Source organism: Pseudomonas sp. BMS12 (genome assembly GCF_001592875.1).
In the GTDB taxonomy this organism is placed as follows: Bacteria; Pseudomonadota; Gammaproteobacteria; order Pseudomonadales; family Pseudomonadaceae; genus Aquipseudomonas.
In genome coordinates, this window is record NZ_LSOF01000005.1 from 484,048 (window position 1) to 496,792 (window position 12,745).

Annotated in this window: 16 protein-coding genes; 8 read left to right on the forward strand and 8 right to left on the reverse strand. The window is 58.5% G+C overall.

Features of this window, described 5'->3' with window-relative positions; translation table 11 throughout:
• The first annotated feature begins 8 nt into the window (after window positions 1-8).
• Both AYB31_RS05640 and AYB31_RS05645 read left to right on the forward strand, forming a co-directional pair.
• Window positions 9-626 carry a hypothetical protein gene (locus AYB31_RS05640; RefSeq protein WP_068826615.1) on the forward strand — a complete coding sequence of 206 codons (618 nt, stop codon included), beginning with the start codon at window positions 9-11 and terminating at the stop codon, window positions 624-626.
• A gap of 18 nt (window positions 627-644) precedes the next feature.
• On the forward strand, window positions 645-1,010 hold the full coding sequence (locus AYB31_RS05645) for a VOC family protein (RefSeq protein WP_068826616.1): 366 nt from the start codon (window positions 645-647) through the stop codon (window positions 1,008-1,010).
• Between the two features lie 673 nt (window positions 1,011-1,683).
• Here AYB31_RS05645 and AYB31_RS22230 read toward each other — a convergent pair.
• Window positions 1,684-1,893: a hypothetical protein gene (locus AYB31_RS22230; protein WP_153020652.1), complete on the reverse strand. Its 210-nt coding sequence runs from the start codon at window positions 1,891-1,893 to the stop codon at window positions 1,684-1,686.
• Window positions 1,894-2,005: 112 nt separating this feature from the next.
• On the opposite strand from AYB31_RS22230, the gene AYB31_RS05655 reads away from it, so the two are divergent.
• On the forward strand, window positions 2,006-2,338 hold the full coding sequence (locus tag AYB31_RS05655) for a hypothetical protein (RefSeq protein WP_153020641.1): 333 nt from the start codon (window positions 2,006-2,008) through the stop codon (window positions 2,336-2,338).
• A gap of 282 nt (window positions 2,339-2,620) precedes the next feature.
• On the opposite strand, the gene AYB31_RS21335 is transcribed toward AYB31_RS05655, so the two are convergent.
• Both AYB31_RS21335 and AYB31_RS05665 read right to left on the reverse strand, forming a co-directional pair.
• Window positions 2,621-3,847, reverse strand: coding sequence for a hypothetical protein (locus AYB31_RS21335; RefSeq protein ID WP_153020642.1), 1,227 nt, complete (start codon window positions 3,845-3,847; stop codon window positions 2,621-2,623).
• A 242-nt stretch (window positions 3,848-4,089) separates the two neighbouring features.
• Window positions 4,090-4,977 carry a LysR family transcriptional regulator gene (locus tag AYB31_RS05665; protein ID WP_068826622.1) on the reverse strand — a complete coding sequence of 296 codons (888 nt, stop codon included), beginning with the start codon at window positions 4,975-4,977 and terminating at the stop codon, window positions 4,090-4,092.
• 138 nt (window positions 4,978-5,115) lie between these two features.
• Here AYB31_RS05665 and AYB31_RS05670 point away from each other — a divergent pair, with 138 nt between their 5' ends.
• Entirely contained in the window at window positions 5,116-5,511 is a 396-nt protein-coding gene (locus AYB31_RS05670; RefSeq protein ID WP_068826624.1) for a RidA family protein, read from the forward strand.
• Window positions 5,512-5,706: 195 nt separating this feature from the next.
• Here the strand turns inward: AYB31_RS05670 and AYB31_RS05675 are convergent, their stop codons facing one another.
• The 5 genes from AYB31_RS05675 to AYB31_RS05695 all read right to left on the reverse strand — a co-directional run bounded on the left by AYB31_RS05675 (window position 5,707) and on the right by AYB31_RS05695 (window position 9,598).
• Window positions 5,707-6,276 (reverse strand): DUF1285 domain-containing protein, encoded by a 570-nt coding sequence (locus tag AYB31_RS05675; RefSeq protein WP_068826625.1) that lies wholly within the window; start codon window positions 6,274-6,276, stop codon window positions 5,707-5,709.
• A 24-nt stretch (window positions 6,277-6,300) separates the two neighbouring features.
• Window positions 6,301-6,906 carry a DUF4823 domain-containing protein gene (locus AYB31_RS05680; RefSeq protein WP_068826627.1) on the reverse strand — a complete coding sequence of 202 codons (606 nt, stop codon included), beginning with the start codon at window positions 6,904-6,906 and terminating at the stop codon, window positions 6,301-6,303.
• 78 nt (window positions 6,907-6,984) lie between these two features.
• On the reverse strand, window positions 6,985-7,878 hold the full coding sequence (locus tag AYB31_RS05685) for a radical SAM protein (RefSeq protein WP_068826628.1): 894 nt from the start codon (window positions 7,876-7,878) through the stop codon (window positions 6,985-6,987).
• A 28-nt stretch (window positions 7,879-7,906) separates the two neighbouring features.
• Window positions 7,907-8,875 (reverse strand): GTP 3',8-cyclase MoaA, encoded by a 969-nt coding sequence (locus AYB31_RS05690; protein WP_068826630.1) that lies wholly within the window; start codon window positions 8,873-8,875, stop codon window positions 7,907-7,909.
• A gap of 84 nt (window positions 8,876-8,959) precedes the next feature.
• Complete coding sequence (locus tag AYB31_RS05695; RefSeq protein WP_068826631.1) at window positions 8,960-9,598, reverse strand: TetR/AcrR family transcriptional regulator; 639 nt, start codon at window positions 9,596-9,598, stop codon at window positions 8,960-8,962.
• 76 nt (window positions 9,599-9,674) lie between these two features.
• Between AYB31_RS05695 and AYB31_RS05700 the strand changes: the two genes are divergently transcribed.
• The 4 genes from AYB31_RS05700 (at window position 9,675) to AYB31_RS21695 (ending at window position 12,574) form a co-directional block, all read left to right on the forward strand.
• Window positions 9,675-10,808 carry an aminotransferase class V-fold PLP-dependent enzyme gene (locus AYB31_RS05700; protein ID WP_068826633.1) on the forward strand — a complete coding sequence of 378 codons (1,134 nt, stop codon included), beginning with the start codon at window positions 9,675-9,677 and terminating at the stop codon, window positions 10,806-10,808.
• Window positions 10,809-11,450: 642 nt separating this feature from the next.
• A complete protein-coding gene (gene trbK, locus AYB31_RS21035) occupies window positions 11,451-11,696 on the forward strand; it encodes an entry exclusion lipoprotein TrbK (RefSeq protein WP_082805205.1) in 246 nt (81 codons plus the stop codon).
• A gap of 426 nt (window positions 11,697-12,122) precedes the next feature.
• Entirely contained in the window at window positions 12,123-12,368 is a 246-nt protein-coding gene (locus AYB31_RS21340; protein ID WP_153020643.1) for a hypothetical protein, read from the forward strand.
• Between the two features lie 38 nt (window positions 12,369-12,406).
• The gene (locus tag AYB31_RS21695) at window positions 12,407-12,574 is read left to right on the forward strand and encodes a hypothetical protein (protein ID WP_161489373.1); all 168 of its coding nucleotides are present in this window, start codon (window positions 12,407-12,409) and stop codon (window positions 12,572-12,574) included.
• The last annotated feature ends 171 nt before the right edge of the window (window positions 12,575-12,745 follow it).

The window sequence follows — 12,745 nt, forward strand, 5'->3', positions numbered from 1 at the left end:
ACGGAAACATGACACTCAAGGAAGAACTCGCCGCCTTCTACCGCCGCTGCGGCTTCAGCGACAGCGCCGACCGCCAGGCCTGCACGGTGCCGGTCTACACCGGGTGCTTGCTGGTACCGCTGCCGAATATCGAAACCCGCCACCGCTATCTCAAGTACCACGACCTGCACCACGTCGCGACCGGCTACAGCACCGGGCGCATCGGCGAAGGCGAAGTCAGCGCCTGGGAGCTGGGCACCGGCTCGATGCTCAACTCACCCCTGCTCGGCACCATGAACCTGATCGCCCTCTCCACCGGCCTGGTGCTCGAACCCAAACGCATGTGGCGCGCCTTCCGCCGTGGCTGCCGCAGCCGCAACCTCTACCCGCAGGCCATGCGCACGAAGATCGATCGCGAGCACTGGCCCGACCTACCCACCCTGCGCCAGGCACTGCTGGAGAGCCGCTGCGATCCTCTGCCACTCGCCCTGCGCAGCCTGGAGTTCACCGCCTACGCCGCCACGGCCATGCTCATCCACGCGCTGATCGCCATCCCTGCCGTCTGCACCCGCGTGGTGACCGATATCGGCCTGGGCTACAGCTTCTTCCAGGTAATCAAGCCAGCCAAACGCAACGACCTGTACTGAGCACAAGGAAGACCGCCGATGAGCAACCTCAACAGCGTGGAACTCAAGACCCTAGTGCCCGCCAAGGACTTCGCCCGCTCCCAGGCCTTCTACCAGGCCCTGGGCTTCGGCATGCCCTGGCGCGACGACAACCTGGCCTATATGCGCCACGGTACCTGCAGCTTCCTGCTGCAGAACTTCTACGTACGCGAGCAGGCGGAAAACTTCGTCATGCACCTGCTGGTGGAAGATGTGGATGCCTGGCACCGCCACCTTAGCGAGTCGGGCCTGGCCGAACGCTTTGCCGTGCGCATGGGAGACCTGGTCGACCAACCCTGGGGGATGCGGGAGTTCGTACTGTTCGACCCGAGCGGGGTGCTCTGGCATATCGCGCAGAATATGTAGAGGCTGTCCGTTTCTCGATTTGTGCAGAGTTTGCCGAAAGTCTGTAATCGGCCAGAAGCGGCCGTCGGTCTAGGCAATTCTGCGCCTGTCCACAGGCTACAGCTGCCTACTGAAGGCCCCTTGGAATAGTTAATTGCAATCATGTCAGGCATGGCATGCTGTAGACTGCTCACCAATTTTAACCTCTCCTCCAGTAGCCCTATGAGCTGTGTATGAAAGTACAAGGATTGTCATGCTGATCAAATGCCCAGGCTGCTCTAAATCAAATGATCTAAATCTGTCTACTCAAGTTAATTGTGGGCACTGCAAAGAGCCGCTGACTGGACACACCTACGGAAAGATCAAGAAGTCGGTAGGAGCTGTAGTTGTGGCCTTTGGAGTTGGTGTAATCGGAACTAAAGAGTTGGTCGACCATAAGGGATATATGGATCGCTACTCCATAACGAATGAGTATGCGATTATCGATATGTGTCTTAGTTCATCGCAGCGACCTTTGGACAGCTACAAATACGCAGGTAAGAGGGATGACTGTATCTGCGCTTTAGGTGCGGTGCAGAAGACTTTCAAGGTCAAGGATTTCAACGAGAACACGGATAAATACCTGGCGGCCTTTGAGTCGGCAGCCAGGCAGTGCAAGCATACTAGGACGTCCTTGTCCTACTAACGCTGGATATTACCGTTTTGGAGCTGGCGGGTTGTTATCACGACCGCCGCCGGAGGGCATGCCATCATTTTTGCTCGGCCAACCAGCACCCTTGCTGCTTGCGGCCGATTGAGCGCGCGAGGCGAAAGAGGCTTTTGGAATCTGGCCTCCATTTAACCTTGCGGTAGCGGAGGCAATGCGCGAAGCGTCGGCTTGAGTCATTTTTTTGGACATTTTCATTTCCTTCCATCAGTGGTTTTAGGTGTCCCCGCTGGGACGACCCGAACATTAGCTAGGTGCATGGGGACAGATGGGGACAGAAACAGAGCTGTTACAGCGGGAAATCAAAAAGTTGATCAAGCAGCTGGGTTGGTCGCAAAAACGCTTCTCCCGTGAGCTTCTTGCGATGACTGATGAGGGTGACTGTGCGAATGAGAAAGAGGTGGGGCAATACGAGGAACGTGTGAAGAAGCACCTTTCAAGGTCTGCTACCAAACCAGACCTCTTGCAACGTTACCTTCACCAACTTCAGCAGCACGAAGCGTTCGCAAATTTGAAGGTACTTGTTCCCCACTCCGCTCCTGTTGAGGGTTTCAGCAGGGATTTTGTGGAGGGCATGCAGCTAATTTCGATCAGACTTGATGAGGAGCTGCTTAAGGGCGAGGTAGATGATAAAGGCTTCTAATGAACGCTTCGTGCCTGATACGACTGGCGCTGATCGGCCATGAGCGGTCATTAACGCTTGGCATAACGATATGCGCAGCAGGCAAAGCTAGCCGGAGCATGCCCGTTGATGGAGTAGCTAGACCTCGGCACTTTTGTTGTAACTGTTAGGCGCCTCGTAATGCGCTAAAAACTCATACAGGCTATCAACGAGCGCTTTGTCCTCAAATGCCTTTGCAACCACGGCTGAAACCATAAGACCGATGCTATGGGCTTCACGGCGAAGACCGCGTCTGCTCAGCAGTTAGGATTGCAACTGGCCCCCATCCTCCTGGAGTAAGCCAAGCACTGCGTCCATATCACAATACCTTGCCATGTATTCGAGCATTTCTATCGACCGAATCTCATGAGAGACGTAATTAATTAAAAAATACTGAGACTCAGTCCAGCCAGGATGTGGAACGGACTCTGCTAAGCGAACCTGATGCACAGTTCCACCGTACAACTTCAGCACCATGACAATCATTGTCATACCTCTAGGGTCCGGAGAGGCTGCGATCATTAGTGCATGGTGCGATGCAGGGGGAGTACCCAGCAACTGAACAATTCGCTGATTCTCCGTATGCGTCCACGGTAAATGCGGCTCGTCCGAAAGGATAGATTTTTTCACACTTTCAAATCCTGGGTGGCGCACGTAATCAGAACCTTTCAAATATGCAAGAAAATTTATGCCTATCTTTGCAATTGCTCTATCTGCCATCCCTAAATTCACAGAAGTCTCAACCTGAACCAGCGGCTGCTCAACCACAGATTCCGCCCACTCGCCAGGACTACTGTATTTCTTGAAGTAAGCCCTAATAAATTCCAGTGAAGGCAATAATGAGTCTTCTACAGATGTCTTATATGTCAGGGTATTGGACTTCGTGCGATAAAATCTATTCTCGATCTCTTTCCCCTGCTCTGCGAATTGCACCCATAGCCCCTTCTTCGGTGCTTTCCCTACCCTAATCGAAGGCCCTATTGCATAGCTTTCGCCTACTGCTCGTACTATCGAAACTTCAAATGAGGCTTCACCATCCCCTTTCACCTTCCTAATTAAATTAAATTCCTCGCTCTCAATCAGGCTGCGCAATTCGGCTAGGAAGCCCAGTAATGAATCACCATTACCGGCGGTTAGATTGGCCGTTTTTCCAGCTATGTGGAGTTGCGGAAGGATAATAGATTTAAACCCACCTCCTATATACGCCTCTAAAAGACGACCATCCTCTCCAACAATATAAGTTGCGTTCGTCGTTAACGTTGGCTCTTTAGTCTGCCTCCCTCGATTTCGGCCTGACGGCTGCATTCCAATCCTGGCCAAAGCCGTTGGAGATTTCTGCATCAACTCCGTCTCTAGCTTTGAGAAAAGCGTGTTGCAAACGGCACAGACTGTTTTTTCAAGAATATATCTCGAATCATCACCGCCAAGCCCTGCGGGGAAGACATGCTCCCCATTGAACTCCCTTTCATGATCGCAATATATGCACTTCACAACTTCCCCCAGAAAATACTCAAAGGGCGCCGAAGCGCCCTTGATATTTATGCAGTTGAAAACTCCTTTAATTGATCGTTCCCACGTTCTGCGTGGGAACGATCAGACCTGACTCAGATTCTCTCATACGCATTTGAAGTCCGCTTTTGGCCGAAAGCAGTCCCCCAAAAATTCAAAACTGTTCAAGCAACGCCTTATCACCTACCCGCGCCGTACACAGTTCAAATACCGCGCGGCGCATGCTATGCCATCAGCGCCACCACCCAATCGATAAACACCCGCAGCTTGGCGCTGACGTGCCGATTGGGTGGGTAGGCCAGGTAGAGCGGCATGGGGTCCAGCTGCCAGTCCTTGAACAGCGGCACCAGCGCGCCGCTGGCACGATGGGGTTTGGCCATGTATTCCGGCAGCCAGAGGATGCCCAGCCCCGCGAGGCCGGCAGCGAGGTAGGCGTTGCCGTCATCCACCGCCAGCGCCGGGCGGCCCAGCAGGCCGATGCGTTCCTCGCCGCGCTGCATGACGCCGGCAAAAGCCTTGCGACTGCGCGCACCGAGGAAGCTGACGATAGCGTGCTCCGCCAGCTCGCTCGGGTGTGCAGGGGTTCCGGTGCGCGCCAGGTAGTCGGGCGATGCGTACACGCCTATCTGCAGATCACCCAGGTGCCTGGCCATCAATGACTGATCGGTGATTGTGCCGCCGCGTACCACGCAGTCCACGTTGTCGCCGATCAGGTCGACATAGCGGTCGCTGACACCCAGATCGAGCTGGATTTCGGGGTAGCGCTGGTGAAATGCAGGCAGCGCCGGGATTAGGATCATGCTGGCAAATGGGCTGGGCACGTCCACCCGCAGCCTGCCCCTGGGCACGGCCGAAGCGGCGGACAGGCTGGTTTCGGCATCGTCCATATCGGCCAGCAGGCGGATCACCCGCTCGTAATAGGCGGCGCCGTCGGCGGTGACATTGACTTTGCGCGTGGTGCGGTTGAGCAGGCGCACACGCAGTCGCGCCTCCAGTTGCTGCACCAGCTGGGTGACGCTGGTCTTGCTCATGTGCAGGGTGTCGGCGGCCTTGGTGAAGCTGCCGGTTTCCACCACGCGGGCGAATGCCTGCATCGCATCGAAACGATCCATCGCGCCTCCGGACTGATCGGGATTGTTTGGATTCTACAAACAGTGCTGAACAGTGTTGCTCGTTTATCGCCACCCACCGGCTTTTTACAGTGACTCCATCGTAAACAACCGGCCGCAATGGCCACGATGGAGCATGCAATGACCCGTAAACGTGATGTGGTATTCCCACCCAACCGCCATGCGCTGTACGAGCTGCATCGGTACTCGCCGGCGATTCGCTCCAACGGCTTTCTGTTCGTGTCCGGCCAGGTTTGCAGCCGCAAGGATGGTTCGCCCGAGCCGGACCTGAGCGCGCAAGTACGCCTTACCTTTGCCAATCTCAATACGATCCTGGCCGAGGCAGGCTGCAGTTTCGATGATGTGGTCGACACGACCATCTTCATGGTCAACCCGGACTCGAAATTCGAGACCATCTGGGAAGTAGCCGCCGAGTACTGGGGCGAAGCGCCATACCCGACGGTGACCGCTATCGGCGTGACCTGGCTGTCTGGCTTCGACTTCGAGATCAAGGTGATCGCCCGGCTGCCGCAATAGCCCGGGGCCTCTGGGCCGATGACTGACGCGGCGCACAGATCAGCGCAGGGCTATGCCGGTGGCTAGGCTTTGTCCCGCTGAGTGTTGTCGCTGTAACACTGCTTTTGTGGGAGCGGCTTTAGCCGCGAAAAACCTAGGCAACTTCTCTTCGCGGCTAAAGCCGCTCCCACATGCAGCAAAAAGTAACGGGCAGGCCTATTCGGGCTGCGGGCCGATGGGGAAGAACTGGCCGCCGCTCCACACGCCGAGCCAGAGCTGGCCGTCGATCTCCCGCTCCACCGCCATGTCGACCAGTTGGTAGAACACATTGCGGTGCACCAGCGCCTCCAGGTTGCTGCGCACATGCAGGTAGGGCGACGGCTCCTGGGTCTCGGGATCGAGCTCCACGCGCAGTGGATGCTCGGTGCCGGCCTCGACTTCATCCTCGACATTGGTGGTGAAGCGCAGCACCTGCGCCTCGCCCTCGCCGCTCACCTGCAGGCTCACGGCCACGAAGGGCGCGTCGTCGACGATGATGCCGACCTTCTCCACCGGGGTGATGAGGAAATACTTGTCGTCGTCGCGGCGGATGATGGTGGAGAACAGCTTGACCATCGGCTTGCGCCCGATCGGCGTGCCCAGGTAATACCAGGTGCCATCGCGGGCGATGCGCATGTCGATGTCGCCGCAGAAGTCGGGGTTCCACAGATGCACCGGAGGCAGGCCCTTGCCTTCGCTCTTGGGAATCTGTGCCAACAGGCCGCCGGCCTTGTCTGCATCGCTCATCGTTTTCTCCTTTTTGCCCGGCGCCTAGCGCTCGCTCACCCCGAGCAGGGTACGGGCATATTGCTCGAAGGGCGCGCGCAGCTGGTCGGCGGGCTGGTTGTCATACAGTGTCAGAAAGCCGCCACGATTGCGGATGCGTGCAGTATCCACCAGGTAGCGGGTGCTGATCTCGATCAGCATCAGCTGGACTACCCCGGTATCAACGCCAAGCCGATCCAGGGCCTCCTCGTCCTCCCACTCCTCCACCGTACCGATACGGTCGTCGGCGCCGGCAAAGCGCGTGTACAGCAGGTAGTGGGCGCCGGCCTCCCGAGCCGCGCTCATGGCCTGATCCAGCCCGAGCGGGTGCGGCGAACGGCGCACCAGGGGGAAATACTCGACGAAGGCCTTGAACGCCTCGTCCGCCACCACGTTGGGGCGTGGCTTGGCGCCGCCGGGCGGGGTGTAGTGGGCCTGGGCGATGAATACGAAGGAGTCGGCCTGCAAACGCCAGGAGGCGGAGCGGCGCGTCTCGCTGTGGTCCAGCACACCGACGTCCCGCAGTTGGTATTCGGCGCCGGCGGCCAGGTCGCTGGTCTTCATGCAGCCACCGAGTGCGCCCAGCACCAGCAGCAGAATCAAGCTACGCATTGCAGTTCCTCCCGTGCCGGTGACGGAAAACCGGCGGATGGGTAGTCATAGCAGCTTCCGCGCCAACCCTGGAGACGGTCAAAGACCGCGCTGCCACTCCTGGCGCAGCTGCGCGCTTTGCGGGCGCTCGATGGCCTGGCGCACCTGGGCCAGCAGGCGCGCTTTGTCCGCGCCCAGGTTGCCCTTGAGCACCAGGTAGTTGGAGGCATGGTCGCTGCGGAACACCGTGTCTTTAAGCTCCAGCCCCTGCAGCAGGCGCTCCACTTCCAGGAACAGGGATTGCTGGTCGAGTGGCTGGAAGCCCTCGAACCCTTCGCGAAGGCGTGCCTCACCCTGAGGGAAACTGACCACCAGGGTGGACAGGAACTCCGGCTGCGCGGCGTTCATTAGCCGCGCCGAGTTGTCCGCATGCTGCTCGCTCAGGGCGGTGCCGCCGAGGCCGTTGAGGATCATCACCGAGCGACTGATCCCCGCCTCGCCAAGTTTTTCCAGGGCACTGAGGCTGGACTCGTAGGTCTCGCCCTTGTTGACCCGCGCCAGCACCTCGTCATCGCCGGACTCGCAACCGACATAGGCCATGCGCAGGCCGGCGTCAGCCAGTTCCTGGAGCTCGGCCACCGACTTCTTGCGCAGGTTGCGCGGCAGGCAGTAGCTGGAGACCCGTTGCACCTCCGGCAGGTGTTCGCGGATGGCCTGGAGAATGTTCAGCAGGCGCCGCGTCGGCAGCACCAGGGCGTCGCCATCGGCGAGGAACACCCGCTGCACGATCAGCCGCTCGCCGGCGCGGCGGATTTCCTCCAGTACCTGCGCCTCGTCACGAGCGCGAAACTTCTTCTGCGGCTGGGTGTACATCTCGCAGAACGTACAGTGGTTCCAGGAGCAGCCGTTGGTCACCGGCAGGATCAGCGAGTGGGCTTCGCTCGGTGGTCGGAATACCGGCTCGATATAGGCAATAGGGAATTCGGCAGACATGGATTCGTGCTGGCTTCGGGGCGGCGTATCAGCCGCCGATGATTTTCATGATGGTGACGCCGCCGGCGAAGGCCAGATCCTGCTTGTCCGCCAGGGCGCGTACCAGCAGGCGTTGCAGGGCCGGCAGCGCCTGATGGCGAGGCTTGTCGAGCAGGTCACCGACATAGTGACGGTTACTCGACGACAGGCAGCCATGCAGCCAGCCCGTGGAGGACATGCGCAGGCGCGAACAGGTGCGGCAGAAGGGCACGCTCTCGTTGGCGATCACGCCGAAGAAGCCGTGCCCGGGAATCTCGTAACGCAGCGCAGTGGCATCTACCGGGGCTGCCGCCTGCACGTATTCGTAGCGGCTGGCGACCGCTTCCAGCAGCTCTGGCATGCCGTAGAACTGCTGCTGGAAACTCGCGCCATCGCGCGCCAGGTGGCCCATGCGCATCAGTTCGATGAAGCGCAGCTCGTAGCCACGCTCCAGACAGTAGTCGAGCATCGGCAGCACCTGCTCATGGTTCTGCCCACGCAGCGGCACCATGTTGATCTTGATCTTCAAGCCGGCCGCCCGCGCCTCTTCCAGGCCCTGCAACACGGTCGGCAGATCGCCGCCACGGGCAATGCGGCGGAAGGCTTCGGGGTCAAGGGTGTCGAGGGACACATTGATGCGCTGCAGCCCGCATTCGAGCAGCAGCGGCAGTTTGCGCGAGAGCAGTTGGCCGTTGCTGGTCAGGCTGATGTCAGCCAGGCCCAACTGGGATACTTCGCGCAGGAAATGATCGAGCTTGGGGCTGACCAGCGGTTCGCCGCCGGTGATGCGCAGGCGTTCGATGCCGGCGGCTTCGATCAGGTAGGCCACGCCACGCACCATGGCCGCGGCGGACAACTCGTCCTGCGCCGCCACCAGGCGCTTGCCGTCCGGTACGCAGTACGTGCAGGCGTAGTTGCAGGCAGCGGTCAGGCTGACACGCAGGTTGCGAAAGCGTCTGCCCTGACGGTCAACGATCATGAAGCGACTCCGAAGCGACTATTCCCGGAGTATATGCCCGCCGCCGCTGCCACCATGTGCTTCATTGGCGGGCTGAATACCATCTCAGGCGCCTGGCGCCTCACCATCGCGCTTGCGCTTGTTGCCCATGCGCACGCCAATGTCCATGAGGAACTGGAAGAAGCCGTCCTGATCCTCCAGCACACTGCTCCAGAACGGCGAGTGGTACAGGGCCACGGCCCCGTGCACCAGTGCCCAGGCGGCGCAGTAGTGGAAATACGGCGGCACGTTCTCCAGCTTGCCCTCTTCGATGCGGCCCTTGATCAGCAGGGTCAGACGTTCGAAGTTGGAGGCGCGGATCTTGTGCAGCTGCTCGATCATCTCCGGCACCTGATTGCCCTTGACCACCTTCTCTTCCAGGCGGTCGAACAGACGATAGCGCTGCGGATCACGCATGCGAAACTCGAAGTAGGCGCGCGACAGCGCTTCCTTGTCGCGGGCCACGTCTTCGGAGTGGAACAACGAGTTGAGGTCGCGCTCGTAGTCCAGCATCAGGCGCAGGTAGACCTCGGCCTTGGACTTGAAGTGCTTGTAGATGGTGCCTTTGCCGATTCCGACTGCGTCGGCGATCATCTCGACAGTAACGCTGTCTTCACCCTGTTCAAGGAAGAGCTTGAGCGCGGTATCGAGAATTTCCTGTTCACGACGGCGGAATTCACGGACTTTGCGAGGTTCTTTGTTCATAAAGTGACTACAGGATGAAAAATCGAGGGGCGATATTATGCCTATTCAGTCCGGAAATGCACGGATCATCGACCCAATGATCACAATAAGCGACGAATTCCCTCTAGAGTCGGATATCTGCTACCTCAACCACGCGGCAGTGGCGCCCTGGCCTCGCCGGGCCAGCGAAGCCGTGGCGGCCTTCGCCCGGGAAAACTCGACGCTCGGCGCCCGCGATTACCCGCAGTGGCTGCAGGTCGAACGGCGTTTGCGCGAGCGCCTCGCGCGCCTGCTCAACGCCCCCACCACGGCAGATATCGCCCTGGTCAAGAACACCTCGGAAGCCCTGTCCTTCGTCGCCTTCGGCCTGCACTGGCGTGCCGGCGACCAGGTCGTCATCAGCGACGAGGAGTTCCCTTCCAACCGTGTCGTCTGGGAAGCCCTGCAACCTCAGGGTGTCGAGGTCATTCAGGTCAGCCTCGCCGGCGCCGACCCGGAAGGCGCGCTGCTGGCGGCCTGCGGCCCGCGCACCCGCTTGCTGGCGATCAGCGCCGTGCAGTACGCCAGCGGCCTGCGTCTGGATCTGGTGCGCCTCGGTGCCGGCTGCCAGCAGCGCGGCGTGCTGCTGTGCGTCGACGCCATCCAGCAGCTTGGCGCCCTGCCCTTCGACGCCCAGGCCTGCAACTGCGCGTTCGCCATGGCCGACGGGCACAAATGGATGCTCGGCCCGGAAGGCCTCGGGGTGTTCTATTGCCGCAGCGATCTGCGCGAGCAACTGGCCCTGCACGAATACGGCTGGCACATGCTGGAACACGCGGGCGACTACGACCGCACGCAATGGCAACCCGCACGCAGCGCCCGCCGCTTTGAGTGCGGCAGCCCGAACATGCTCGGAGCCATGGCGCTCGAAGCCAGCCTGACGCTGCTTGAAGAAGTCGGCATGGCGCAAGTCGCGACCCGGATTGAGGAACGCATGCTGCAGTTGCAGGAAGGCCTGCAGCGATTCGCCGGAATGCAGCTGCACAGCCCGCTGAACCCAGCACGCCGGGCCGGCATTATCACCTTCAGCCTGGCGGGCTGGGATAACCAGCGCCTGTTCACTCAACTCAGGGAGCGCCAGGTGATCTGCGCACAGCGGGGCAAAGGTGTGCGCTTCTCCCCACATTTCTACACCGAACCTGCAGTGATCGAGCAAACCCTGGCCGTACTAGGCCAGTTGCAGCAAGGCTGAGTGCTCAGCAGGCGCCAGGGTATTCCAAATACGTTTAAGAAAGCGTCGCAACCAATCTGGACGATGGGGAATCCTGGCCAATACTTGAGATTACTGGTGCGCGGCATCTCCCCCCAAGTGCCCCGCCAGCCAAGGTACCGTGGACCGCGTACCTTGTTTTTACTCCTAATGGTCTTGACCCGGATTCATCCCCCAGAACCCGGGTTTTTTTTGCCCGCAGTTTGCCCTCAAATTGAGCATGCCGATGAAGGTAGCCGCTCGGTTGTTTGGCATGGTGTTACGGGTAGCCATCCACTGGTTTCCCGTGCCGCCATAGGCCTTAGAAACGCCCACCGTGCCCTTGAGACCCGAATCAGACTGCGAGGCAGAACCTAATCGACTCACCCAGGGCAGCCCGACTCCACTGACCGGCCTTCAGGCCTTTGTGACGAAGTTCTTTTTACGTCATAGCCGTAAGAAAAGGCTTACATGCAGAAAGTCGCTTTGGCCCTTTATCATCGACGCACAGCCACATAACTTACCGCCCGCACGGGACTTGGCTCAGCCCACGAGCCCAGATGAAAAAACCGGCATCCGTCTTAAGCAAGGAAGCTTCCGCGCTGGCGCGAAAATATCCCTGAAGTCATTTCCAAGGATGGAAATATGCACCCTCAAGCTTTGACGCTATCCGCAGTAATTATCCTAACTGCCAGTCTGACTGGCTGCCTCGACGAAAAACCCCCTGAACCAACAGCCGAGAACTGCTCTCCCGGAACATACGAGAAGCACTTGGCGGCGTTATCTAACGACTCCAGCAGGGACGAATTCACTGTCGCGTGCAAAGGTTATCTAAAGGCTCAAAAAATGACTGAATGGAAATTCAAAAAGAGCCCAGAAGATGCATATTGAAACATCCTTACCCCCAATTATTCGACACCTCGAAATTGATTCCGCCGCCTGACTCAGTACTCACACGCTTGATGCCGGCTCATGCACTCAACTCGGTAGTGGAAAGCATTCTGCAACGGCACTAAAGAACACCTAACACCCCTACCAGCGTTGCCATCAGCGACGGCGTACAGAAGAGAACAGCGAAACAACTATCGAAAACCAATCGATCGACCATTTCAAAGCAGTATTCGCCAAGGCTATTTCTATTTCAACTCTCCAACAGGCCTTCGGTAATGAACCGCCGATCAATAAACCTCATAAACAAAGAAAGGCCGATCATAACCAGCGTCACACAAGCGCCTTGCCAGACAATAAACGCAAGAAACTCACGATTTAAGCCACACCAACGCATTAAGTAGCGACGTATTAAACAAGGCAGAAACAATGAAAAAAATACTGATACTTACAATTAGCGCTTCACTAGCCATGCAACTCCTAACGGGATGCGCTGAAGAAGTTAAAGAACCGACTTGTTCCGACCTTAAGAGAAACAACAGCGAAATGCTGAAAAAACAGGAAGAGAAGTACCCGAACCTGATGCAAAGCCTGCGAGACAAATGCCCCAATCAAGTGCAGAGCGGTACTGGCGGCTTTAAGGCTAGCACCGCAACCAAAGGGCTGATCAGGTAGAAGACAGCCGACCGCCGCCTAGACAAGGACCTCTGACCATGAAGCGCATCATCAACGCCGCTGTTATCGCCACCATTTCCACCCTGCTGCTCAGTGGGTGCGGGGATTCAGACTCCCAGCAAAAGACCGAAAGTCAGGCCGAACACTCTAAGAAAATCTTGGATATGGGTGATGAGCCCGATCGCAGCAAAGACAAGGGGTTCTGATCATGAAACGCATCATCACCGCCGCCGTTATCGCCTCCATCTCCGCCCTGCTACTCAGCGGGTGCGGAGACTCTGAGGCCGAACAGAAGGCCAAGGAGCAGGAACAGCGATCTAAGGACTTCTGGGATATGGGCGGTCCGACCGACCGCAGCAAAGACAAGGGATTCAAAC